Here is a 24,421-nt window from a genome sequence, read left to right on the forward strand (position 1 = left end):
TTTGATTGACAGAGCCTAGATCCGCGAAATTTTTCCCTGGATGCAGTTTCATAGGCCGGCCAAACTCTTTTTCGTTCTAGGTTCCATATTCATCACTTTCTTGCTCATGGCGGAAGTCACCGGCTCTAAGTGGATCCAACTAAATGTGGGAGGCCTCGCCTTCAATTTGACCCTTGGAGTGATCCCCTTTCCGATCACATTCATCGTCACAGACCTTTTAAACGAGTATTATGGAAGAAGAGGTGTCAGATACCTCACTCTAGTGGGAATGGTGATGATCGTTCTTGCATACTTCTTACTCCAAATTGATATGCATATCCCTGCCGTAGGGAATTCTCCTGTAGATGATCATTCTTTTAAGGTGGTTTTCTTCAATACAGGTCAAGTAATCGCAGGTTCAGTAATCGCTTACTTGATCGGCCAGCTTGTAGACATCCAGATCTTCCATTTGATCCGTAAAAGAACCCAGAATAGACTGCTTTGGTTGAGAGCCACCGGTTCTACGATCTTCTCCCAGCTCTTGGATTCTTATGTCGTTATCTTTGTAGCATATTGGGGACAGTATGAGTTCCAAACTCTGAACCAAATCTCTTATACAAACTTTGGCTACAAGATCCTAATCGCAATCGGCATCACTCCTCTTATCTATGCGTCCCACTACCTAATCGAAAGATACCTGGGAGAAGATGCTCATAGAATGGCAGAACATGCCTTAAAAGAAGGAAAAGAAGAGATCCAGGCGTATCCTGGTTAATCCTCTCTAAATCCGTTTCTTTTCATTCGAGGTTTATTTCTTAAAATAAAGCCAAAGCCGATTTCCCCAAGGATCTAAAAAGGAGATGTACTGAGACGACCGAGACTCCTTTTGAAAACCGGAAGAGAGTAAACGAGAAGAAAAAGATTCGGCTCCTTCTTCTGAGATCGTCCAGATAGAAGTTCCTGGAGAAACCGGGCAATCTTTCGTTTCCTTACTGAATACAATAGTCTGTTTTTCTGAAAATATCGCCTCTGCATGACCAAGGCTGGAACGAATTACTTTTCCTTGAAAAAGGTCAGCATAGAGTTCGGCGGACTTTCCAGCATCCTCGGCTTTTAAACTGGAAGCAAAGAATTGAGGTGTTTCAGAGTGCATTTGCGGGTCTAATCTCCATAGAGAGCTTTACGCATAAATTGGGTTTACGGCCCGATTCAGACATTATTTTTGGAGTAAGGAAGTATTCCAAGCAATGAACTCTAATTTGGATTTTGTGAGAATTTTCGATACCACCCTTAGGGACGGAGAACAATGTCCTGGTGCGGCCATGAGCGAGAACGAAAAGATTGAGATCGCTCTCCAACTCGCAAAAATGAAGGTGGATGTGATCGAGGCTGGCTTTCCTGTTTCTTCTCCTGTGCAATTCCAAGCGGTGCAAAGAATTTCCAGAGAAGTAGAAGGTCCAATCATTGCTGCACTTGCAAGAGCAGTTCGTCCAGACCTAGAAGCAGCTGCAAAGGCAATTATTCCCGCCAAGAAAAAGAGAATTCATACATTTATCGCATCCTCTCCCATTCACATGAAATTCAAATTAGGAAAGGATCCTTCCGAGGTTCTGAAGATGGCTGTAGAAGCTGTTAAGATTTGTAGAGATCATGTGGAAGATGTAGAGTTCTCTCCCGAAGATGCGACTCGTTCAGAGCCTGAGTTCTTAAGAGAACTGTGCGAGGCAGTGATCGAAGCGGGAGCAACTACGATCAATATTCCGGACACAGTCGGATACACTACTCCTTACGAGTACGGCGAACTTTTTAAATTCCTCATCCAAAATGTAAAGGACAGTAACAAGGCGATCTTCTCGGCGCATTGCCATAACGATCTAGGACTTGCTACTTCGAATAGTCTCGCAGCTGTTCTAAACGGAGCAAGACAAATAGAATGTACCGTAAACGGGATCGGTGAAAGAGCAGGCAATACAGCCATGGAAGAAGTGGTCATGGCTCTTAGAACCCGCAAAGATAAATTCGGAATCCAGACAAACATTGCAACGGAAGAGATCGCAAAGGCTTCTTATCTAGTAAAGACCATCACAGGAATGGTGGTGCAACCGAATAAGGCTGTCGTTGGAGCAAATGCTTTTGCTCATGAGTCAGGAATTCACCAAGACGGTGTTTTGAAGAACAGAGAAACTTATGAGATCATGACTCCGGAAAGTGTGGGGATCCAATCCAATCGAATGGTCCTAGGACGTCATAGTGGAAGAGCTGGCTTCAAAGATAGGATCGTTCGCTTAGGATTCAATCCTCATGCAGAAGAATTAGAGGCAGCGTACCAAAGATTCTTAGAGATTGCGGACCGCAAGAAGGAAATCTTCGATGAGGATATCAGAGCTCTCTTCGCAGACGAGTCCAGAAAATCTTCCAACGACAAATTCGCATTAGAAAGTTTTCATGTTACTACGGGCACAAAAAGTACTCCAACAGCAAGCATTCGTCTTTCTATTGGAGGAACAATAAGAGAAGAATCTGCAACCGGAGATGGACCTGTAGATTCCATCTTTAGAGCGATCCAGAAAGCAACCATCTCAGACGCAGAACTTATAAAGCTAGTAATCTCTCCAGTAACAGAAGGCCAGGATGCACTTGCAGAAGCATCCGTAACCTTGGAAAAACACGGAGAAAGAGTCGTTGGAAAAGGAAGTTCTACGGATATCATAGAAGCCTGTTCTCAAGCTTATATTTCCGCTCTGAATCGTTTTTCTCTCTCTTAGAAGATTTTGGAAGATGCCGAATATCGTTCGGTATCTATTTTTAAAACTCCTAGAAAAACCGTTGCCTTTTGCAGATTCAAAGAAAACCTCTCATAGTAGAACGAGTGTTCTACTATTTCCTATTCGAAGAGGCCTACTCCTATGTCTTCCTTAGATACTTCCTCCATTTTTCGCCCGATCTCCATCGGAGCGGAAACCATTCCGAACCGAATCATTATGGGTTCTATGCACCTTGGATTAGAAGGACTTCCCCAAACTGCAGATAGAATGGTCGCATTCTACGGAAGAAGATTCGATGGCGGAGTCGGTCTCATCACCACCGGAGGAATTTCGGTTAACGCAGAAGGAAAGGGTTCCAATATCTTCTTCGACTTTCAGAAAGAAGAAGACTGCAAGGAACTAGAAAAGACAGCGTCTGCACTAAAATCCAAAGGAATCTTTTGCGCTCAGCTTTTTCATGCAGGAAGATATGCATATCATAGAGAGCTCGTGGCCCCTTCCCCGCTTAGAGCTCCTATCAATCGCTTTATTCCAAAAGAATTATCTACGGAAGAAGCATGGAGAACCATCCGTGATTTCGGATCTTCCGCACTACGCGCTAAGCAAGTAGGATTTAGAGCGGTAGAAGTGATGGGTTCGGAAGGATATCTAGTAAACCAATTCTTCTCCGAAGTTACAAACAAGCGATCCGATGAATTCGGAGGAAGCCCCGAAAACAGAAGACGATTCGCAATCGAAGTTATGAAAGAGGTCCGCAAGCAAGTCGGTCCAGGCTATCCTGTGATCGTACGTATGTCAGGGATCGATCTCATTCCGGGCAACCCTACCTTCGAAGAAGTGATCGCACTCGCAAATGAACTAAAAGCCGCAGGTGCAGACGCGTTGAATATAGGAATCGGTTGGCATGAATCCAGGATCCCTACGATTTCTCAATTAGTACCGAGAGGCGCTTGGGCAAAGATCGCTGGCAAAGTAAAGGCTGCAGTTCCAGGTATTCCAATCATTGCATCCAATCGAATCAATATGCCGGAGACGATTATCCAAGTTCTATCCGCTGGAGAAGCGGATATTGTGAGTATGGCGAGACCTTTCTTAGCGGATGCAGATATCGTAAATAAGATCCAAAGCAACGAAACAGAAAGAGTGAATACTTGCGTGGCTTGCAACCAAGCCTGTCTAGATCATACCTTCAAAGAAGAAATGGTTTCTTGTCTAGTGAATCCTTCCGCAAACAGAGAATTGGAGTGGAGCTCCCTTCCTCAGGCCAAAAAACAAAGAGTGGTAGTAGTAGGTTCCGGTCCAGGTGGAATGGAAGCTGCAAGAGTTTCCGCGCTTAGAGGACATGAGGTCATTCTTTTAGAAGCTACTGAAAAGCTGGGAGGCCAATTGAATCTGGCCGCAGCCATTCCTGGTAAATTCGAATTCTTTGAAACCATCCGTTACTTTAAGAACGAACTTCCTCGCTTAGGAGTGGACATTCGTTTCAATACCAAGGCGGATCTCGCTCTATTAGATTCTTTGAAACCGGATGCAGTGATCTTTGCGACAGGAGTGCTTCCTAGAAATCTAAATCTTCCTGGCTTAGATAAAAAGCCTCACGCTAGCTATGTTGAATTCTTGAATGGAACATTTAAGGCAGGATCTAAAGTAGCCATCATCGGAGGCGGAGGGATCGGAGTAGACGTTGCTCATAAACTTACAGAAGAAAAAGATCCGGATATTTCCTCTTACTTCCATCGATACAATGTGAATTCTTATACAGAAGCAAGAATACAACCTGAGACTGCAGAAAGAAAAGTCTCTATCTTAAGAAGAAACGGAAAAGTCGGAGCGGGACTTGGTGCCACTACTTCTTGGGCACTCTTGCAAGAATTGCAATCCAAGGGAGTGGACTTCCTTTCTTCCCTTACTTATAAAGAAGTAAATGATAAGGGATTAGTGATCGAGACAAAGAAAGAAGGAGACAAGACCTTAGAATGTGATACGATCATTCTCTGCGCGGGTCAGGTAAGTGATAAGTCTTTGTATGAAACCTTTCAATCGGAAAGAGCAAAGACTCCTTCCTATCTGATTGGAGGAGCTAAGGATGCGTCCGGGATAGATGCTAAAAGAGCCATGTTAGAAGGATACTTGGCTGCGGTCCGTATAGGTTCCGAACAAAATTAAGAAAATAGAAATTAGATCTTTATTCGAACGACCCGTCTTCATTCGAAGGCGGGTTTTTTATTTCATTAAACTATATTCTAAATACTCTAACGACGTGCAAAGACTGTTCCTTTCCACATATATTTTTATACGACATACTTAAAAGTTCTTATAATCTAAGACCCGTTTTGTGGCGGAGAAGTGACAAAAGCATTCTTTCCCGTTGACTTTTTGTGGGTATGATTCTTAATGGAGATCGAATTTCCATCAAGTAAGGACATAAAATTCCTCTAGGATCCAAGAGGAGTGCTTCAGAATGAAAGTATACTCAGCAGAAAGAGTTCCAAATTCTACCGATTATAATCTGTACATAACCGAAGGTAACTCTAAAACAAGATTGATCCTTTCGGAGCCTAGCCTGCCGGGATATAACGAACTATCTATCAATGATAAAGTTCTAAAGTCTTTAGCATATTCCATCCTTTTAAACTACACACAAGATAGAGAGTTTGCGAATCGAAACACGAATCGTTTTATAAACTTTCTAAGTGATATAGTTCACAGAGATTCCTGGTTCTTTCTCGCGAATCGTGTGGAGCAATTCATTAAGGACGTTGAGAGCTTCGGAGTCGAAATTTCTTACGACTTTTAAAATTACCCGAAAAATCTGATTGTCCCAGGACCTTTCAATAATATACTAACGGAAACGGTACCGGAAAAATCCCTCCGCATATATACCCTAGGCCGATGGCCCCCTTATGGAGCAAACTGAATGAATCCTCGAGTCGTGAGCTTTCACTATACATTAAAAGATAAAGAAGGGAATCTGATCGATTCCTCCGAAGGCAGTCACCCTCTTTCCTATTTGGAAGGTACCGGTCAAATCATCTCTGGATTGGAAGATGAGATCAAGAGTATGAATTCAGGAGATAAAAAAATCATCTCCGTAGATGCGGACAAAGCGTACGGACAAAAAAATCCAGAATTAGTATTCGATGTTCCTAAAAGTCAATTCCCTGAAGACGAAGTATTAAGCGTAGGAATGATGTTCCAAACCGACGAACCGGATACAGTTTATACAATCACCGAGATCAAAGGAGAAACCATCATCGTGGACGGGAACCATCCTCTTGCAGGAGTGGATCTGGTCTTTGACGTGCAAATCGTGAATATCAGAACCGCAACAGACGAGGAAGTAAGTCACGGGCATGTCCACGGCGAAGGGGGACATCACCACCACTAAGATCGATGGGCAATCCGGAGATATTAAACGAGAAGCAACAAGAAGCGATCGAAACACTACACGGTCCCGTCCTGGTTATCGCCGGAGCGGGCACCGGAAAGACCAAGACATTAGTTCACAGACTTTCTAAGCTGGTCGAAACTGGCGTTCCTGCCGAAAACATCCTATTACTCACATTCACTCGAAAAGCCTCCAGAGAAATGCTCTCACGGGCGGTTTCTCTTTTGGACAAACGATGCTCTCGTGTTCACGGAGGAACATTTCATTCTTTCAGTAGTCATGTACTTAGAAAGTATGCTCCCGTTCTAGGGCTTTCTTCTCAATTCTCAGTCTTGGATGAATCAGATACTTCAGATATCTTCCAGCTTCTTAGAACAGAAGGAGAATATTCCAAACAGAAATCCAGGTTTCCTTCGAATGATACCTTGATCTCTCTTCATTCAGCAATCATCAATCGAGCAAAGACATTAGAAGAATTGTTGAAGACTGAATATCCTAAGTTCTTGGAACAAGAGAGCCTAATCCAAAAAATCTTTTCAGAATACGCAAACTATAAAAGAGAAAGATCCCTTGTAGATTACGACGACCTACTCGTTCATACCAGAGACTTATTGAACAAGCACGAATCCGTCCGCAAGAAGTTAGCAGAACAGTACCAGTACATCATGGTGGATGAGTACCAGGATACGAATCAGATCCAAGCTCATATCGCTTGTCTTTTGGCAATGGATCATGAAAATATTTTTGTGGTGGGAGATGATGCACAAAGTGTGTATTCTTTTCGCGGCGCGGATGTGAATGGAATATTCAATTTCCCTAAAATATTCCCCAAAACGAAACCGATCTATCTGGAAAGAAACTATAGAAGCACTCCATCCATTCTAAATCTTGCAAATTCGGTGCTCGCAAATTTCAGAGATAAGTATGAAAAATATCTTTATACTAAAAACGAAGATTACTTAAAACCGGAACTTTTAGGATACGCAGACGAGCTGGAAGAAGCAGAAGGTATCGCTGATATGATTCTCGAAAGAAGGGAAGATGGAATTCCCTTAAAAGAGATCGCTGTACTATTCCGCTCCGGTTGGAATTCCAACCAGTTAGAATTGGTATTAAGCCAGCGAAACATTCCTTTTTTGAAATTCGGTGGAAGAAAGTTCGTGGATAGTGCTCATGCAAAGGATTATCTCTCTCTTTTAAAGATTAGAGAAAATAGAAGCGATTCTCTCTCTTGGCTAAGAATACTTTTGCTTATCCCTGGGATAGGGAGCACAAAGGGAAAGGCAATCCTAACCGAACTCGAAAAGACATCCGGAAATATAGAGTCTTTATTACGTTTCAGTTCCGGACCATCTTCTTCTTATCTAAAAGAACTTGTGTCCTTGTTGGAAGATCAGGACCAGAATTTACAGAAGATCCTCACGAATTTCATTCATTTCTACTCTCCTTTATTAGAAAAAAAATACGACGATCCTAAGAGAAGATTAGAGGACCTCAATTCATTTCTCACTCTTTCTCAAAGATACGATACTCTGCATGAGTTTTTAGTAGATATGAGTTTAGAAGGTCCTACAAAGAGCTTAGACAAACTTTCACCTGAAGAAGAGGATGAGCGTTTGGTTCTTTCCACTGTGCATTCTTCCAAAGGACTCGAATTTGATACTGTAGTATTATTGAATGTGTCCGAAGGATCCTTTCCATCCGGAAAAGGAGAAAAGAATTTAGAAGAGGAAAGAAGACTATTCTACGTCGGGATTACCCGAGCTAAGAAAAAATTACTTCTCACCTACCCTCAAGTCTCCTTTCAGAATAATTCGCAATATTTCAATAGAGTTTCTCGTTTTATTGAAGAGATCTCCGAGCCGGACAAGGTGTTGAAGAAAGGCTTCGTTGCCAAGCAAACTGAAAATTCGAGCCCTTCTTCTCAAATAAAGAGTGATCAGGAAACAGATGCCAGAAAAAGGATTCGGGAATTTTTCGGTTCTTAAATCCCAGGAAAGCCGACTCTCCGAAGATTGGGAGAGATTACTGCGCTCTGCTTGGGAAGAACTCAAAGTAAGATCGAGACGATTTCGTTCCGAATCGTTGCAATCCGTTCAGATCAAATTCTATCCTTATAGAAATGGCAATAATTCGATCCTTTATAAAAAGGGAATATTATTCGCGAAATTTCATTCTTCTCTATTAGACGCCGACTCAAGGATCCCGGAATCCTTGGCGTATTTACTTCTTTCTAGACTATTTGGACTTAAACCGGAGCCAAGGCATAAGGAAGACGTAATGGACTTTCTGAACTCACTTCCGGAACGAAAGAATACTAAGCAGATTTCCAGATTAAGTTCGAAAGGAAAATTTTACGATCTATCCGACATTATGAATCGGATTATCCAAGAATACTTTCCTAAGATCGATCCGAAATTGATCTCTATTTTTTGGTCGGATCGTATAGGAACAAGACGCTTAGGAAGTTACGAAAAGCAAACCATGTCGATCCGAATTAGTCCCGTTCTGGATCACCCAAAGGTCCCTTCATTAGTCATTGAACACGTTGTGCACCATGAGATACTACATCATATTCTCCCTGTCCGTCGGATCAACGGTAAGAATTCAATCCATAGCCCTCAATTCAAAGTATTGGAAAAAAGATACGTTAGATACCGAGAGGCGATAAATTGGTTGAAAAAGGAATATCCAAACTTTCTAATTAGTCTTAGAAAAGAAAATCGTTCCAGAAATACTTCCAGCATTTAAGAATATTCCTATGCACCCGACTCATTTCGAAACAGTATATATTCGTAAAAATATAATAGAGGAGGAACTTTCCAAACTTCTAAAAGAGTTCTCCGGTTTTGAATACAAGTCTTTGTCGGAATATGACCGAGGGGTTTACGACGGTTATACGCAAGCAGTTACTGAGATCTTAAGAAAGCTTCAGTCTAAACGCTAGTCGGTTCCGGATTTGCCTTAGAGAATTAGAATCAGTTTCCTAAAGTTAATTTCAGACACTCTTCTCTCTTCCTCTATTTTTTGCTTTCATTCCTTGATTTTTATTATCTACTCCACTCTAGTTCATTTTTAAAAATATGATTTTCTTTTCACTGGAATGGACTATCAAATTCGAATGGAGATCGATGTGAAAACAAAAGTCAGGATCTTTGCCCTGATCCTCATTTCTTCCCTTCTTACTTTTACCGGTTCTCAATTGAGCGCTTCTCCCTATGACTCGAATGACTTCTCTCAGTTTACCGGCGGCAATCCTCTAATACCCGATTATCGAAATTACTCTCCTGGATTTTACAGCCAAGATTCGGTACCAATCGGGATCAAGTCGACAGAAGACAGACAGAAAGAAAAAGAAAGTCTAGAAACGAGACGCTCTCTCCTAAATTGGCACCAAGGACTCGGTCTTTTGACCTGGGGATTTTGGCTAGCCACAAATCTTGCAGGAGAACGTTCTCTTTCTCATTTGCATAAGGAATACCAACCGTTTGCGGATTATCTCTTAATACAGGATCCGCATAATACCCACAATAGTTATACTGCATATACATTGCTTATGAATGCTTCTCCTTGGGATGGGGATCCAGGCGGGAGCACTCATAAATCATTGGCAGGGACTACGTTTACTCTCTATGCTTTGACAGCAGGGCTCGCCTTCTTCTCCCCTTCTAAAAAATTAGAGAGAGAGCCTGGCTTAAGCACAATCTTCACTCACAAAGCGTTGATCTGGGTACATTTGCCTGCAATGTTAGCTTTACCTTTTATCGGAGAACAAATTCCTAAACACGGACCATCAGCAGCTCATACGATGGAAGCGGTCGGATGGACCGGATTTGCAGCATTTACTATGTCGATAGCAGTATTTTATTTTTAAAGGAAAACAAATGATCAAAATTCTTCTCTCTATCTTATTTCTATTATATACCTTTCTTGTTCCGATTTATTCGGAAGAGTTGAAACTCTCCGAACCGAAGATCGAATTCACTGTCATTCATCCGTTCAAAACTGTGATCGGTAAATGTACAGGAGTTAACGCGAGTCCTATTTCTCTTACCGCAAATACCAACGGGGTGCAAATCCCGAAATCTGTGAAGATCGAAATTCCAGTAAAGGAAATCCGTTCCGGAGATGAGAACAGGGATGAGCATATCATGGAGTCTCTGGGCTATCCGACTCACAATGGTATTTCATTTGTAAGCACTGCGATCAGCCTTACGAAAGATGGAGAATGGTCCATTTCCGGAAATCTGACGATCAACGGAAGAACGAAGCCGATAAAATCTATCGCAAGTATCCACAAGGACGATCATGAAACGACTGTCTCAGGTAAGTTCCAAGTTTTGATGAGTGATTTCGATGTGGTGGCACCTAGTCTTTTATTTGCTAAGGCGAAGGACGAGGTTGTTATAGATTATAAATTTACTTTCAAACCTTGATTACTCTTCACTGATTGAGTAATTTACGGATCCCTTCTTCCAAGCCGTCTACGCTTAAAAAGAACATAGGAAACACTTTCTTTAATTCGTAGATGGTGGGAGCATCCCAGTATCTCTTAGGCTCCGGATTCATCCAAATCGCTTCCTGGAAATGAGACTTGAGTCTCTTAAAACTGTCTAATCCTGATTCCGGATTTTCAGGAAGCCTGGTCTCTTCTCTAAATCTAGAATGATAGAATCCATAAGCGGAATCCAAAAGCTCATAAGGAGCCATGTATGCATCTCCGACGATGATAACCTTGGTATCGTCCTTATGTTTCTTGAACAGATTTTTAAGAGGAATCGGACGACGCAAATCTCCTTTAGGATAAACCGAATCATAGATAGAGTTATGAAAGTAATAGTATCCAAATTCCTTAAAATGATTCATCTGGTGGGCAGCGGAGAATAATTTACTCACCCTCTCCGCATAAGGAGTCATGCTTCCTCCCGTATCCATAAGCAGGAGAATTTTAATCCCGTTCTTTCGAGTCCTTTCGAATATTAATTCGGGATCTCCCGCGTTCCTGCAGGTTGCATCTACTGTCTTTGGAAGATGGAATTCGGGAATTCCTTCTTTGCGTAGATTCCTGAGTTTCTTTAAGGCAATCTTAATCTGACGAACATCCAATTGCTCATCTGTACGATAGTCTTTGTATTTTCTTTCCATCGCCTGGAAGATAGCGGATTTTCCTCCGCCTTCCCCACCTATCCTGACTCCTCCGGGATTCTGCCCCGAATGTCCGAATGGAGAACTTCCTCCTGTGCCGATCCATTTATTTCCGCCATGATGCTCTCCCTTTTGGTTCTCGAGCCTATCTAAGAATTCTTTCCACAATTCTTCGGGAGGAATGATACCTGGAGGAAGTTTATTAGGATTATCGAATATTTGAGAAAGCCAATCTAAGATCTCTTTACGAATAGAATCTCTGAGGATTCCTCTTTCTCCGAATAACTCGGTAAAAACTTGATCGAATGCATCGTAATATCGTACATCCTTAACTAAGCAAAGTCTGGAAACTCTATAGAATTCGTTTACTGATAAATAAGCCTTAGGTTTTGAAAGAGCATCGACTGCCTTCAAAAAATCCAAGAGCTCCACCGTGGAGAGTGGGATTCCGGAAGCTTTTAGTCTGTAAAAGAATGTAAAAAACAAATTCTTCTATCTGAATAGTTTCAGATCCTCTTCATTCTTCACGAGGGCACCTATATACGGAATTCTTCCATCTTCGGGAAGTTTTGCCCCCATATGCATTAGAATTTGGATCCAATCCAATAGTTCACTTGTTCCCGGTTTTTTCTTCATATCATCCATAGTGCGGATCACATAAAAGGATTCCAGTGCTCTCTTCAACAGGCTCGTCTCGATATTCGGAAAATGAGAGGAAACGATTTCGCTCATGAACACAGGATCAGGAAAATCTATATAATGAAAAATGCATCTTCTCAAAAAGGCTGCAGGAAGTTCCTTCTCATTATTGGAAGTGATTAGAGTAAGCGGTCGATTCTGTGCCTTGATCTTTCTTCCGGTCTCTTGGATAACGAATTCCATTCTATCTAATTCCAAAAGAAGGTCGTTCGGAAATTCTATATCTGCCTTATCTATCTCATCGATCAAAACCACAGAAGGCTCCGATGCGGAGAACGCCTCTCCGAGTGCACCAAGCCTAATATAATTCTCTATATTTCGAACCTTCTCCTTGTCTTCGGCAAAACGGGAATCGTTCAATCTGGACACTGCATCGTAGAAATATAGACCTTCCTTTGCAAGAGATGTGGATTTCACATGCCAGGAGAATAATTTCTTTTTAGTAGTATAAGATAAATAATCTGCGAGTAGAGACTTGCCCGTTCCGGGTTCACCCTTCAATAATAAAGGCCTGGAAGTGATTTCAGCAACCTTGACCGCTTCTTCTAGTTCTTGGGAAAGTAAATAGGTTTCCGGACGGTTCTTTTCGTCTGACATGAGAGCTCCTATACCTACCTTGGAATTTGGATCTTCTCTTAAAAGAAATTTTCGGATCGGTTTGGAAGGGAAAGAAAGCTGTGTAGGAACTCTTTCTAACGAACTTGGAAGGCAACTGTCTCCGAAAGTTTCCCGTTCCTTTCTCGGACCGAGAGTAGATAGTTCCCTCTCTTAGGTCTCCAATCCAAATAATTCTCTCTTCCGGAGCCGATCACTTTTCCATTTAAGATCCATTCCAAATCCTGGGAAGATCCTCGTACCTTAAATCGAATCCTTTCATTCTCTTCAGGGATCTCAGGATCGATCGCGAATAGATTTCCGTTTTCAGGATAGATAATTCTTGGCTCTCCCTTTTGCACTCGTTTGGTCAGTGGGACAGAAGTGCCTTTCTCTTCTATCGCATGAGTCAGCACAGCACCGGAAGGCTTATATTCTTCTAAGAGTTGTATGATCTCTTTCCAGAGAGGAGCAGCACCAGTTACTCCACTCACGTCATACATGGGTTCCCCACTCATATTTCCGACCCAAACTCCTACGGTATATTTACCGCTAGAACCGATGCACCAATTGTCTCTCATGTCCTGAGAAGTTCCAGTTTTAGCAAAACTGAAGAAGCGAGTAGAGAGATTCGATTCCCATCCGAAGCTAGGAGCTCGATTCTCTCTAGAAGATAAGATCTTTTGAACAGAGCCGGAAACTCCATCAGAAAAGATGCGCTTACCATAAACATGATCTTGCATTTTCCTTTGCAAAAGATTTTCACTCGCTTCATCTGAATAGAAAGTAGCCTCTGTATAGATTCCATGATTCGCTATTGTTCGATACGCATTTGTCAATTCCCAGAGAGTCACATCCGCAGTTCCTAAAGCCAAGGAAAGACCATAGAATTCGGGAGATTGCAATTTCTGAAATCCCAACTCATTCAGCTTGGAAACGAATGTAGGAACTCCTACCCAATCCAAAACCTGGACCGCAGGTATATTTAAAGAAGAAGCAAGAGCCACTTTTGCAGGTACAGCACCCATATATTTTTCTTCATAATTATTGGGTTTATATGTGCCCCCGATTAACTCCCAGTCCTTTGGCTCGTCGATGAGAATAGATCCGGGTTCTAATAGTTTCTTTTCGAATGCTAAGGAATATAAAAATGGCTTTAAGGTGGAGCCGGCTTGCCTACGAGAATGAATGGAATCTACAAAATAATTTTCTTTTGATAGTTTAGAATTTCCTAAATAAACAAGTACTGCACCGCTCTCATTGTCCAGAACGAGAACCCCCGCTTCCTTTACATTTCTTTCTTGGATGGAAAAAAGCACCCGATCCATCGCAAACTCAGCCTTGGCCTGCAAATACGGATCTATCGTGGTTTGGACCCTGCCAGTTTGCAAGGAATCCAGACTACCGTCCCCTTTCTTAAAGATCCTGTATCCTGCATGATAGGCCTTATAGCTCTCCGTATTCCAAACAGAGCCGGGTCTTTTATATTCTGAGATTGCAATTTCGATTTCCTTGCAGAGATCTTCTTTCCCAATTCCCTTTGCTAAATAACAGCCTCTCTTCGCCCATTTAGATTTAGAAATATTCGGATTTGGTAATAGAGAAACGAGTAATAGAGCCTGTTCTGGAGCTAAAGAAGAAGGATCCACTCCGAAAATTCCCCTAGACGCAGCTCTAATTCCAATGAACTCACCTTTAAATGGAACGAGATTCCAATACGCTTCCATGATTTCAGGTTTGGTCCAAGTTCTCTCTAGATCCCGAGCGGTTCTCATTTGGGTCCATTTGTCAGCATATCCTCTTGTTCCTGGCTTTGTCCCCAAAAGAAAGCCAGCTAACTGCATAGAAATCGTGCTCGCACCTCTTTTAGAATTCCCTAATATTCTATCCTTCAAAGAACCGAGAATGGCATAAAAATCCACACCTGAATGAAATGGAAATCTTTTGTCTTCCTGAAGAAGCAAAGAGAGAATGAGAGTCTCAGAGATCTCGGACGCAGGAGTCCATTCGAGTCGACGGTAGTTTTTTTCGAGTCGGAGTGTTTGTAAGACTTCTCCCTTGGAATCCAAAAGGATTCCTTCCGAAGGTCGAAATGAATTCTTCACATCTGAAAAACTAGGAGTCTGTCCTTTTTGTAAATCTATAGCGATCTCTTGAGAATATGGCTCCGCGAATAGAGAGAGACCAAGCCCGTTAGAAAGGATAGATCCTGCGAGAAGAAAGGAAAATACGCGGAGAACCACTCTTCTCATGATTCCATCCTAACGGTTTGGCTGCACCGCTATATCCGAGTTAGGCAACACGGAATAAACTTCAGGTTGGTACAAGGCTTCCACTCTTGTAGGAGGAAGGCGAAAGACTCCTGGAGAATTGATCCTATACACATACTCGTAAATGATCTCTCCCGGGAAGAAATACTCATAGTATGCGGTCACACCTTCGAATTTTCTTTCTACAAAAGAAGGACTCTCCCACCAGGACGTCTTTGTCTCGGAGAGCATGGCCGAGTCTCTACCTAATCCGGAGCCGAGAACACTTGCGCCGGCGGGCACAGGGTCTTTCAACGCAAGCCAGGAGATAGAAAATTCGGATTTGATCTTGATCTTGACCTTTACGATATCGCCTTCTTTGAAAGAAGTCTTATTCGCTCCCTGTAAATCAGTGATCTGCTTCTCTACTCTCAGTCCACTATGGATCGGTTTCTTTAAAGGAATCGCAGAGATTGTCTTCACATACGCGTAAGGTTGTCCAGATCCTTTCTGTTGCACATTCAGTTCTGACTTTCCTTTCGGGAATTCAAACTGCAATTTCCCTTCTTTCTTATCCCAATCAAAACTTTGGGATTGAGCAGCTAAAGAAAGTCGTACTTCTCCCGAAACGGAATCCGATTCGAATGCTTTCTGGTATTTTCTAAACGCTAAAGCCGCAAACGCATTTGCAGTAGTAATATCGTAATGCCCAGACTTAGTGTTGTTTAAGAAACCTCTCAGAAGCTTCGGAGTTTCTTCTTTCCAAGTTTGGTCGTTTAAAATAGAATTCAAGAATCGAGCGCTTACCGTATCTCTAGAAGAAAGAAGCCACCACAAATAAGACGTATCCGACGAAAGCTCGTAGGAACTTCCTTGGATGCGAAGCTTAGATCTAAGTATATCATCTACTTTCTGACGTTTCTTTGCGTCCCAATTCACTTGCCTATATAGGTTACGAAGAGAGATCAAGGATTCGATCGGTAGACGATTCGGATCCGTTTCAATTGCACGTATCTTAGAAGCTTCTATCGTAGAAAATTTAGAAACTGCTTCTAACGCTGAAATCTTGCGAAGCAATGTATCAGTAGTCGCTAAAGGAGAGGTTCTATACAAAGTCCCATCTATAAATCGATTCAGGGCTCCTACCATCGCATCTTTCGATTTATCCGGGATCTGCCATCCTGATTCGGACGAAAGAAGAAGTAGATAGGTAGTAAGAGGAACATTCCCATAAGAGATTGAATCCGGAAAGAATCGTAAGAGTCCATCATAGTCCATGTATTTCGGAAGATCCGTCATGATACTATTCCACGTTGACTCGTTGCCGGAACTGACCGCCTTAGAAAGTTTCTGCTCCAAGCAATTGTATGGATACAGATTCATATAATTCTGGATCCCTTCCATAGGCCCAGAAACCAAACTGGAATAGAGAGAGACCTCTACCTTGCTTCGGTCGGGCTCTGCGTCTTCCGGTTCTTGCAAAGGGACATTGATCGTCGGATTCAATTGATAGAAATTTGCCTGCAGGGTCTGTGATACGGTTGGCTTATCCACCTTTTGTTTGAATACGAACGCATCCTTAAATTTGATAGAAGAAGCTTCCGTCGCGAATTCATATTTAATTTCCGTAATGTTTCTTGGAACCTCGAATTCCCAATAAATCGTTTCCGAAGCATTTGCGGAGAGGGAAACCGTTTTCTTTGCGAGTCTTAGATCCGGTTCCGACTTAACACTCAAATCCAGATCGATACGCTTATCGCTCGTATTCTTTAAGGAAACCCCTGCTTGGATCTTATCCCCTTCTCTTACTAAAGGAGAAACACTCGCGTAGGCCAGAATTTCTTGGCTTGTCCTGATAGAAGTAGAAGCTGTCCCGAAACGGCTCGTTCCTCCCAAGGCAACTGCAACGATCTTGAAAGAAGAAAGAGAATCATTCAGAGGGACTTCAAACTCTAATTCCCCATTCGAATTTGGCGTCAGATCCGCTTTCCAAAAGAGTAATGTATCGAAAAGTTCCCGAGTAGAAGAATGGCCTCCTCCGCCTCCGGGAGGAAGACTCTTCAAACCGAAATGTCTTCTTCCGATCACGAACATTTGAGCCGTGGAAGTTTGGACCTGGATTCCCCTAGGAGCCATCATTGTCTGCAAAAGATTCCAGGATAGATTCTGCTTTAGTTCCAAAAGGCTCTCATCAACCGCAGCGATTGTGATCTTAGAGTCTTTCCAGATAGATCTATCTTGCTCTGATAAACGAACCTTTACTTTTGCCTTTTCCCTCGGCCTATATTCCTGCTTATCAGCACTAACGCTTAAAGAAAGTTCATACGGTTTCCAACCTACCTGGACTTCAGCGATTCCCATACGATACGCAGGCTTAGCGAGATCTACAAGAGCAGTCGCTTTCGGAGAATCCACTCTTCCCCGCACCGCTAAAACCGAGACGAATATATTCGGACCATAATGATTTTCGATCGGGACTTCTACAACAGGCTGGTTCCCGTTCAAGGTTTGGACGAAAGATTTAAATACACCCTCTCTTTCTACCGTCACAAGAGCGGTTGCAGTCTTGAAAGGCATCCGAACCTGGAATCGAGCAGTCTCTCCCGGTTCGTATTTTCTTTTTTCAGGAAGAAGATCCATTCTATCATGATCCGTCGAACCGAACCAAATATCCTGCTCGTTCACGATCCAAATGGAAGTATTCGCATAAGAATCCTCTCCATCCACTCTTGCCTCCAAATACAATTGGCCAGCCTGACTAACAGAGCCCTTACATTCTAAGATACCTTTGGAATCGGTAAGACCGGAGCATACTTCTCCTAAATCCTTCCTTTCGCTCCTATGATCGTAGGAATAAAATCCTCCGACCAATCTCTTTCTATGAGATATATAACGAATTCCGAATGCTTTTACAATTGCCTTCTTATTCGGGACAGGATTCCCGGAGGCATCTACAATATAGACCTTTGATTTGAGTTTACTCTTAACAGCCACCCAATCTTCGTTCTGGATCGCAATTAGATTCTTAGAAGGAAGTAGTTTAAAATTTCTGGAGATCGTTTGCATCTCTCCATTTGGATCCTTCCATTCCATTTCCAAATTTAGGGACCGGACACCTTCTAATTTTTTAGGAACTACGATCTTCTCGGAGATAAATCCGTTATTGTCTGTTTTAGACTCGATCGACTTGAAATCCTGCTTTTGTGCCGAGCCTTCTCCTTCCTCTTCGTTAGAAGAGCTGGAAACACTCACTCTTCCGTTCGAAAATTCTAGATCGCCATTGAAAGGAAAATAAATCCCACCCGTATTTTGGATGGAGGATCTAAGAGTCACAGGAAGTAAACCTGCCTTTCCTCCGGAAAGATAAGACACTTGCCCGGTCACTTGTATGTCTTTCGGAGTAATGAGCTGATTCGAATCAGCTTGCAATTCTCCTTTTAGAAGAGGAAGCCTAAATTGGGCAGTAGTAAATCCACCGGAGAAGATCCTCTTCTCCCCACCGCTTCTGGATTTGAATTTTAAATAAATCGAATATTCTCCTAGGATTGCTTCCTTGGGAATGGTAAAACTAGACTCGGAAGTAAATGTGTCAGACCAACGAAGGGGAAATTCGTATTGCTGACCGCTCGCATTGTGTTGGATAAAAACACTATCTGGAATCTCATCCGAATTCGGATAACGAAATCCATAAGGATCCGCTTTGCGAAGAATATGGTTCATATGAACCGTTTCTCCTTCTCTAAAAAGGGTTCTGTCTAAAATCGTTCTATATTTAAACTCGGAATCGTACGAATCATGACTGAGTTTATATCTCCAAGTTTCGATTCCATTGTCCCAGCTTGTATGTAAAAAGGAGAAATCATCTCCCTTCTTAGCGACCAAAAAGATACCGCTATAGAAAGGTTCTTCATTCCCACAACTTGTGACTTGTAATTTTGATTGATTCTCAGTGATTAAAAGTCTTCCTGATTGGTCCGTATTTCCTTTCCATACTTGCGAACCCCTACAATCGAATAGACCTATCTCTACTCCGTCTACAGGTTGGCCCTTGTCCAAGGAAGTCACCCAGACCAAGGAAGAGCTCTTCCCCCATTTAAAATGAATACTTAGATTCGTAACTAATGCAGCAGTTCTAACGTAATACGGATTCTTCTCTTCATGAAGAGCTTGGCCAAGGATCGGACTTTCAATTTCTATAATATGCAATCCGCTTTTCTTCAGAGGGATACCGATCACCTCGAATCTCTTTTCTCCGTTGGGAGAAGGGATTCCAAACTTTTTTGCATTCGTTTCTTGTGCGGGGAAAATAGAGACCTGGTGATCATCCGATTCTCCTTTTGCTAACCAACGCATCAATGTCTTGGCATCCGAGGAACCAATTACCAAGGATCTCGCAGGAATGGATTTACCGCTTGGTTTCGTCTCCTGTTTCGGCCCAAAAAGATTTCCAATAAAATCTTTTCCCTTCTCGCTCAGCTTCGACCATTGTTCGTGAATGAGCTCTCCTTCTCCGGAAGGATCGATCGGGTTCAAATGCTTTGCGATGACTGGAGTTTCCACGTTACGCACTGTTACGGGAAGCAATGCCTCCGGGAATTTCTCTACGATCCCGAAGCCGGAGGAGAATTTAACGAGAGGAGGATATTCGTCTGTCCGAAACTTCAAAGGAAAGGAAGATATATTTTGCAAACTTCTTCCCATATCATCCGTGATGGACTTGGGTAATATGATCTCGAACTCGCTTTGAGGAGGAAGAGGACTCGGAAATGAAACGGAATAGGAAGACTCTTCCTCGTAATAAGAATCCTCATTTTCTTTCTTCTTGGGAGAAACAAGTCTCCCATCTTTGAGGCGAATGGAGATCTGATTTTTCCAAGCCTTATTAATAGGAGAAGAAAAGGAAAGATACACAGGAGAGATCGGAACACATCCAGCATTCGCATTTACTCTCTCGCAATTCAATGTCGCAGTAAAAGCGGGTCGAACTTGAAAGGTAGTCGCCCAATCGGAAGAACTTGCAATCCCGGAAGAAGATCTCAGACCCTTCTCCACTACCAAGCGAAGCTTAACGTCTCCTGGAAAAAGTTGTCTTGCGCCGATCACAAATACTTTCTTTGATTTAGGATCGTCTCGAGTGACTTTTAATATATTCTCTCTTTCTCTTCCTTGCAAGATGCGGATCGGGATCTTATTTCCGAGACCTTCCATAGCAAAATAGACTTTCTCGCTTACATCCGAAAGCTTAGGCTCCGTATCAAAGTTGACCACGAAAGCTTGGTCTTCGGAGATCATCGCTCCTTCATAAGGACTCACGCTCGTAACCGCTGGACCTCCCGTATGAAAGCTAAATACTTTGCCTGCTTCTAAGATATTTCCACTCAAGGCCTTGATTGAATTCGTGGTGAACTTACAGCGAACCCCTCCTTCTAAGGTTTGCGGAAATTCATACACCCAATCTGTTTCGGTAACCCATCTCTCATCACCTTTCGCAGGACATTCAATTGTAAAAGGAGACACGGCTCTCTTAGGATCACCTAAAGGAACCATTGGCTCCTTGAATAATACCTGAACCTGTCCTACATTCTTTGTCTCTCCCTGAGGAGAAAAACTGAACTGCACCTTGGCACCTTGGGCAAAGCTAGTTTGAGCCAAAAGAAGGAATGAAAATAAATAGATCGTAAAGAAGAAGAGAAAACGGAGGCGCAAATTAAAATCCTTTCCTTTCGGGAATGAGATCTTTCATCCCAAAAAGGAAAAGAAGCGGCAAGCAAGAAATTGCCAAAAATAGGATCGTGTATTTATGCGGAAATGGTCGCCAGGACCTGAAAAGATCCGCAAAAATAGAATCGAATTCTGTTGTATCTTATCCTGCGATATGGATCTCCGAAACTAACATGTCCGGAACCTTAATGGAAGAATAGCTATCCGAATACTCGTTAGAGATCCCACCAATCTTATGCAATAGATCGAAATAATTGGTATTCATTGTGATCCGATCCACTGCATGCTCCGGCTTTCCGTTCTTATAATAGATGCCTTGGATCCCGATAGAAATCTCTCCGGAGACTGCGCTGCAGCCAGCTCCACCTTCCAGTTTTTGGATCAAGATACAATGAGAGTCGGAGGATAAGAGCTCTTCTCGCGACTTTTCTCCCAATGGTACAATCATATTAGAAAAAGATGTTCCAGCTCTTCCCGAATAAGACCGAACTCCATGACCGGTAGGCAGGACTCCATCTTTCTTAGAAGATTCTAAGTTATAGAGAAAAGATTTCAAAACACCCTTCTCCACTACTTTCGTTTGCGCGGATGTGGGAATTCCTTCGGAATCGATCAGACGAGAACCGGGGTAATCGGGAATATGCGCCTCGCAATGAATGCTTAAAATGGAAGAAGCGATTTCCTTCTCTAATTTTCCAACTAAACGAGAAGATCCCTTTTGCACGGAATCGGCAAAATAAGGAGAAGAAAACATGCCGAAAATCTGAGGACTGATCCTATTTCCAAATACTATGGAATAGACACCGCTAGGCAGAGGCCTTGCGTCCAAAAGTTCTGTTCCTCTGTGTGCGGCTTCTTTTGCAATGTACTTAGGATCGAAGAGAGAAATGTCCCTGCCGGAACGATAATAACTTCCCATCTTCTTCACATCCCCGCTAGCAACCACGAGTCCTGTTCCGCAATAAGCAACGTTTGATTCTTTACGAACAAAGACACCTTTCGAATTTGCGATCAGACTTTGGCTGCTCGTTTTGCCGACTCCTACATGAGGAACATTCTCCACACGCTTGTCGGAGTTCCAAGAGGCCTCGTCCAAGGCTAGGCCGAGTTCTCTCATCCAGGCGAAGTCCAACTTCTCTAATTCCGGATTAAAATGTTTCAGATCTATATTAGGTAATTCTTTAGGAGAAGGAAGTTCCATATCCAGAGGATCCGTAATCTCCGTCTGGTCCATTGCATCTCGTACCATTTGAGAAAGAGCGTCCTTGCTAAATCTCTCGCTGTAGGAATAACCTGGGCGTGAATTATTGAGTACTCGAATGCCTACTCCTCTGGAGCGGGAAGTTTCTGTAGAGGTGATCCTTCCTTTGAAGACCTCGATCCCGATATCTTCGGAATCAGTAGCGATCAGGTCGAAAGAATCGATCCCGTATCTCTTTCCTTCTTCTAATACGAAGCTAGCTGCTTGCTCTAGATTCATTATCTTCCACCCACTAGGATCTCATCCACCTTGAGAGAAGGTTGCCCGACTGTTACTGGGATGGATCCTGAAGAGGCTCCGCAAGTGCCTGCGGCTAGTTCCAGATCCTTCCCAACCATAGAGATCCCAGGAAGTATTTCGTGTCCCTTTCCAATCAAAGTCGCTCCTCTTACAGGCTCGGCGATCTTTCCGTTTCGGATAACGTATCCTTCTTCCACTGCGAAGTTAAATTCTCCGGTAGCTGGGTTCACCGAACCTCCACCCATTCTCTTCGCGTAGAGACCGAAATCCACGGACGCCAACATGGAGTCCATTGTATCATTTCCTGCGGCTATATATGTATTTCTCATGCGAGAAACAGGAGCGTATTGATAAGATTCTCTTCTCCCGCTTCCTGTTCTGGGCACTCCGGTTTCCAAAGAACCGACTCTGTCCGATAAATATCCTTTCAAAACACCATTCTGAATGAGTAAAGTTCTTTGAGTCGGCATTCCTTCGTCATCGACTCGAATGGTTCCGTACTGATCTTCGATAGTACCATCATCATATGCGGTCAAACAAGACTGGGCGATCTGCTCTCCAAGTTTTCCAACGAAGGGGGAAGATTTTTTGCGGATGGCTTCCGTCTCTAACGGATGACCGCAGGCTTCATGAAAGATCACTCCTCCGAAACCATTTCCCATGATCACCGGCATTTTCTTTCCTTCGATATAGCCTGCATCCAACATAAAGAGTGCTCTTTCTCCAGCACTTCTTGCTAATTCTTCGACAGGGAGACTTTCGAAAAATTCGAAACCCTTTACTGCTCCGGGAGATTCGCTTGCTACGAATCTTTCTCCCGATTTTTCAGCAGTCACTGAAAGATAGAATCTACTGCGAACTCTTAGATCTTCTACAAACAGACCTTCCGAATTTGCGATCAGAACATTTGTGACTATATCGGAAGCACTTACTCCCACTTGCACGATCTTAGAAGATACCTTGCGAGCAATATGGTCCGCCGTTTGCAAAAGTTCTAATTTTCGAAAGGGAGCAACCTTTCTAGGATCATGAACTCTTGGCGAAAAAGAATATTTAGAAGAAGATCCAGCAAGTGTAAACGCTCCGGAAGAAGCGGCTCCTTCTCCCCTTGAATCTGCAAGCAAGTTTATTAAGGAAAGTAAATGTTCCAGATCATCATTGCTCGTATAAGCGTAGAGAACATCCGTACCATAGATCAGGCGGATCCCTATCCCATAATCGGTTGCGGCAAGAGATTGTTCGATCTTTTGATCTCTAAGTGCGATGGAAGAATTTCTGGATTCTTCTTCGTAGATCTCTACGAAGTCAGCCTTTCGTTTCTTTCCGGCATCTATCAGTGTTTCAATATTGGATGGATTCATGACCTTTTACTTTAGACAGATATTTTAGAATTAAATCTAAGTAGCTTTATGGATTCACTCGAATTTAGGAAAAGGAATACCGACCGGCGCCTGGGCCAAACCTTCCAATGCCTGTCGAATGTACTCCGGTCCCTTGATCTCTTCGTATCTAGGAACCAAATGAAAATGCATATGAGCAACCTTTTCGGCGACTAAGACTGTATAAATCTTTGGAGGAGAAAACCTTTCCTGGATCCAGTCCGTAGCAAAGCGCAAAGTCTCTCCTAAATCCTCGAACTCCTTAGGGTCCCACTCCGCATATTTTTCTCTATGAGAAATCAATTCCACGTACAAATAACCGGGGATATTCTTTTCAGAGGGAGAATGGCGAACAATAAAGGAATCGTTTCTGAGGATCAGTCCCGGGATCTCTTTTTGAGAGAGAATATTGCAGATCGGACAATCGGGAGAATGTTTTGGAGAAGAACCTTGGGACAAAAATTAGACTCCGGAACCTTGAGAAATATAGGTCTTGTACTTTTCATATACTCTCAAGATATAATTCAGATCGGAGCAAAAACGAATGATGCATCGATAGAAATGGTATCTTTCCATTCCTTCCAAATTCCCGTCTGGATCCGGTTTATTTTCTCGAAGAAGTGACTTAAGCATCCCGAAGAACATCGCTCTTTCTCTCTTATTGTATCCCTCTTGGGAATAACGAACCCCTTCTAAGATATTTACGAATTTATTTGCAGAAGAATGAAATGCTTCTGAATCCGTTAGAAATTTTTCGACTTCTTCTGGGGAGAAGGTAGAAAGATAATCATGAAATAATGTAAGTTGAATGGCCTCGACCAGAGATTGTGTCTTGGCCTTGGTCTCCGTATAAAAAGGAGTTTGAATGCTATATTCTACGAAATCCTGCCAGGAAGATTTAGTAGTCTGGATTTTGTGAAGATCTTGGAGGCTCATATTTTTTAAAGCTTTTCAGTTTGGGGTTTTCGATTATGGTTTGAGTAATACAGGATCAAAGGCCC

General features: G+C 42.7%; 19 protein-coding genes. 10 read left to right on the plus strand and 9 right to left on the minus strand.

The features are described from left to right. The first annotated feature begins 40 nt into the window (after window positions 1-40). A complete protein-coding gene (locus EHO59_RS15055; RefSeq protein ID WP_135589285.1) occupies window positions 41-754 on the plus strand; it encodes a queuosine precursor transporter in 714 nt (237 codons plus the stop codon). A gap of 33 nt (window positions 755-787) precedes the next feature. Here EHO59_RS15055 and EHO59_RS15060 read toward each other — a convergent pair whose 3' ends face one another. Then, complete coding sequence (locus EHO59_RS15060; protein WP_135589286.1) at window positions 788-1,132, minus strand: hypothetical protein; 345 nt, start codon at window positions 1,130-1,132, stop codon at window positions 788-790. Window positions 1,133-1,226: 94 nt separating this feature from the next. Here EHO59_RS15060 and EHO59_RS15065 point away from each other — a divergent pair, with 94 nt between their 5' ends. The 9 genes from EHO59_RS15065 (at window position 1,227) to EHO59_RS15105 (ending at window position 10,568) form a co-directional block, all read left to right on the plus strand. Next, window positions 1,227-2,744, plus strand: coding sequence for a 2-isopropylmalate synthase (locus EHO59_RS15065; protein WP_135589287.1), 1,518 nt, complete (start codon window positions 1,227-1,229; stop codon window positions 2,742-2,744). Between the two features lie 141 nt (window positions 2,745-2,885). Further along, complete coding sequence (locus EHO59_RS15070) at window positions 2,886-4,910, plus strand: oxidoreductase (protein ID WP_135589288.1); 2,025 nt, start codon at window positions 2,886-2,888, stop codon at window positions 4,908-4,910. Between the two features lie 295 nt (window positions 4,911-5,205). Continuing rightward, window positions 5,206-5,541, plus strand: a complete 336-nt coding sequence (locus EHO59_RS15075) for an LIC14007 family protein (RefSeq protein WP_135589289.1) — start codon at window positions 5,206-5,208, stop codon at window positions 5,539-5,541. A gap of 120 nt (window positions 5,542-5,661) precedes the next feature. Continuing rightward, window positions 5,662-6,132, plus strand: coding sequence for an FKBP-type peptidyl-prolyl cis-trans isomerase (locus EHO59_RS15080; protein ID WP_135589290.1), 471 nt, complete (start codon window positions 5,662-5,664; stop codon window positions 6,130-6,132). 5 nt (window positions 6,133-6,137) lie between these two features. Then, window positions 6,138-8,120 (plus strand): ATP-dependent helicase, encoded by a 1,983-nt coding sequence (locus tag EHO59_RS15085; RefSeq protein ID WP_135589291.1) that lies wholly within the window; start codon window positions 6,138-6,140, stop codon window positions 8,118-8,120. Continuing rightward, on the plus strand, window positions 8,083-8,883 hold the full coding sequence (locus EHO59_RS15090) for a SprT-like domain-containing protein (RefSeq protein ID WP_135589292.1): 801 nt from the start codon (window positions 8,083-8,085) through the stop codon (window positions 8,881-8,883). Before EHO59_RS15085 ends, EHO59_RS15090 begins: the two co-directional genes overlap by 38 nt. A gap of 10 nt (window positions 8,884-8,893) precedes the next feature. After that, window positions 8,894-9,079 (plus strand): hypothetical protein, encoded by a 186-nt coding sequence (locus EHO59_RS15095; RefSeq protein ID WP_135589293.1) that lies wholly within the window; start codon window positions 8,894-8,896, stop codon window positions 9,077-9,079. A gap of 186 nt (window positions 9,080-9,265) precedes the next feature. Continuing rightward, on the plus strand, window positions 9,266-10,006 hold the full coding sequence (locus EHO59_RS15100) for a hypothetical protein (RefSeq protein ID WP_210413089.1): 741 nt from the start codon (window positions 9,266-9,268) through the stop codon (window positions 10,004-10,006). 10 nt (window positions 10,007-10,016) lie between these two features. Then, window positions 10,017-10,568, plus strand: a complete 552-nt coding sequence (locus tag EHO59_RS15105) for a YceI family protein (protein WP_135589294.1) — start codon at window positions 10,017-10,019, stop codon at window positions 10,566-10,568. A 7-nt stretch (window positions 10,569-10,575) separates the two neighbouring features. On the opposite strand, the gene EHO59_RS15110 is transcribed toward EHO59_RS15105, so the two are convergent. The 8 genes from EHO59_RS15110 to EHO59_RS15145 form a co-directional block, all read right to left on the minus strand. Further along, a complete protein-coding gene (locus tag EHO59_RS15110) occupies window positions 10,576-11,763 on the minus strand; it encodes a VWA containing CoxE family protein (RefSeq protein ID WP_135589295.1) in 1,188 nt (395 codons plus the stop codon). 6 nt (window positions 11,764-11,769) lie between these two features. Further along, window positions 11,770-12,573 (minus strand): AAA family ATPase, encoded by an 804-nt coding sequence (locus tag EHO59_RS15115; RefSeq protein ID WP_135589296.1) that lies wholly within the window; start codon window positions 12,571-12,573, stop codon window positions 11,770-11,772. A gap of 95 nt (window positions 12,574-12,668) precedes the next feature. Then, complete coding sequence (pbpC, locus tag EHO59_RS15120; RefSeq protein WP_135589297.1) at window positions 12,669-14,822, minus strand: penicillin-binding protein 1C; 2,154 nt, start codon at window positions 14,820-14,822, stop codon at window positions 12,669-12,671. 9 nt (window positions 14,823-14,831) lie between these two features. Then, on the minus strand, window positions 14,832-20,525 hold the full coding sequence (locus EHO59_RS15125) for an alpha-2-macroglobulin family protein (RefSeq protein ID WP_135589298.1): 5,694 nt from the start codon (window positions 20,523-20,525) through the stop codon (window positions 14,832-14,834). Between the two features lie 157 nt (window positions 20,526-20,682). Continuing rightward, the gene (locus tag EHO59_RS15130; RefSeq protein WP_135589299.1) at window positions 20,683-22,020 is read right to left on the minus strand and encodes a TldD/PmbA family protein; all 1,338 of its coding nucleotides are present in this window, start codon (window positions 22,018-22,020) and stop codon (window positions 20,683-20,685) included. After that, a complete protein-coding gene (locus tag EHO59_RS15135; protein ID WP_135589300.1) occupies window positions 22,020-23,402 on the minus strand; it encodes a TldD/PmbA family protein in 1,383 nt (460 codons plus the stop codon). The genes EHO59_RS15130 and EHO59_RS15135 overlap by 1 nt, the downstream gene beginning before the upstream one ends. A gap of 54 nt (window positions 23,403-23,456) precedes the next feature. Next, window positions 23,457-23,879 carry an HIT family protein gene (locus EHO59_RS15140; protein ID WP_135589301.1) on the minus strand — a complete coding sequence of 141 codons (423 nt, stop codon included), beginning with the start codon at window positions 23,877-23,879 and terminating at the stop codon, window positions 23,457-23,459. 3 nt (window positions 23,880-23,882) lie between these two features. Continuing rightward, complete coding sequence (locus EHO59_RS15145) at window positions 23,883-24,356, minus strand: hypothetical protein (protein ID WP_135589302.1); 474 nt, start codon at window positions 24,354-24,356, stop codon at window positions 23,883-23,885. Window positions 24,357-24,421 lie beyond the last annotated feature (65 nt).

The sequence above is a fragment of the Leptospira semungkisensis genome (assembly GCF_004770055.1).
Taxonomy (GTDB): Bacteria; Spirochaetota; Leptospiria; order Leptospirales; family Leptospiraceae; genus Leptospira_B; species Leptospira_B semungkisensis.

What these genes read in the sequence shown, in the direction of transcription:
- EHO59_RS15055 (WP_135589285.1), top strand. Translation starts at nt 41, where the DNA reads ATGCAGTTTCATAGGCCGGCCAAACTCTTTTTCGTTCTAGGTTCCATA.
- EHO59_RS15060 (WP_135589286.1), bottom strand. Translation starts at nt 1,132, where the DNA reads ATGCACTCTGAAACACCTCAATTCTTTGCTTCCAGTTTAAAAGCCGAG.
- EHO59_RS15065 (WP_135589287.1), top strand. Translation starts at nt 1,227, where the DNA reads ATGAACTCTAATTTGGATTTTGTGAGAATTTTCGATACCACCCTTAGG.
- EHO59_RS15070 (WP_135589288.1), top strand. Translation starts at nt 2,886, where the DNA reads ATGTCTTCCTTAGATACTTCCTCCATTTTTCGCCCGATCTCCATCGGA.
- EHO59_RS15075 (WP_135589289.1), top strand. Translation starts at nt 5,206, where the DNA reads ATGAAAGTATACTCAGCAGAAAGAGTTCCAAATTCTACCGATTATAAT.
- EHO59_RS15080 (WP_135589290.1), top strand. Translation starts at nt 5,662, where the DNA reads ATGAATCCTCGAGTCGTGAGCTTTCACTATACATTAAAAGATAAAGAA.
- EHO59_RS15085 (WP_135589291.1), top strand. Translation starts at nt 6,138, where the DNA reads ATGGGCAATCCGGAGATATTAAACGAGAAGCAACAAGAAGCGATCGAA.
- EHO59_RS15090 (WP_135589292.1), top strand. Translation starts at nt 8,083, where the DNA reads ATGCCAGAAAAAGGATTCGGGAATTTTTCGGTTCTTAAATCCCAGGAA.
- EHO59_RS15095 (WP_135589293.1), top strand. Translation starts at nt 8,894, where the DNA reads ATGCACCCGACTCATTTCGAAACAGTATATATTCGTAAAAATATAATA.
- EHO59_RS15105 (WP_135589294.1), top strand. Translation starts at nt 10,017, where the DNA reads ATGATCAAAATTCTTCTCTCTATCTTATTTCTATTATATACCTTTCTT.
- EHO59_RS15115 (WP_135589296.1), bottom strand. Translation starts at nt 12,573, where the DNA reads ATGTCAGACGAAAAGAACCGTCCGGAAACCTATTTACTTTCCCAAGAA.
- pbpC (WP_135589297.1), bottom strand. Translation starts at nt 14,822, where the DNA reads ATGAGAAGAGTGGTTCTCCGCGTATTTTCCTTTCTTCTCGCAGGATCT.
- EHO59_RS15130 (WP_135589299.1), bottom strand. Translation starts at nt 22,020, where the DNA reads ATGAATCTAGAGCAAGCAGCTAGCTTCGTATTAGAAGAAGGAAAGAGA.
- EHO59_RS15135 (WP_135589300.1), bottom strand. Translation starts at nt 23,402, where the DNA reads ATGAATCCATCCAATATTGAAACACTGATAGATGCCGGAAAGAAACGA.
- EHO59_RS15145 (WP_135589302.1), bottom strand. Translation starts at nt 24,356, where the DNA reads ATGAGCCTCCAAGATCTTCACAAAATCCAGACTACTAAATCTTCCTGG.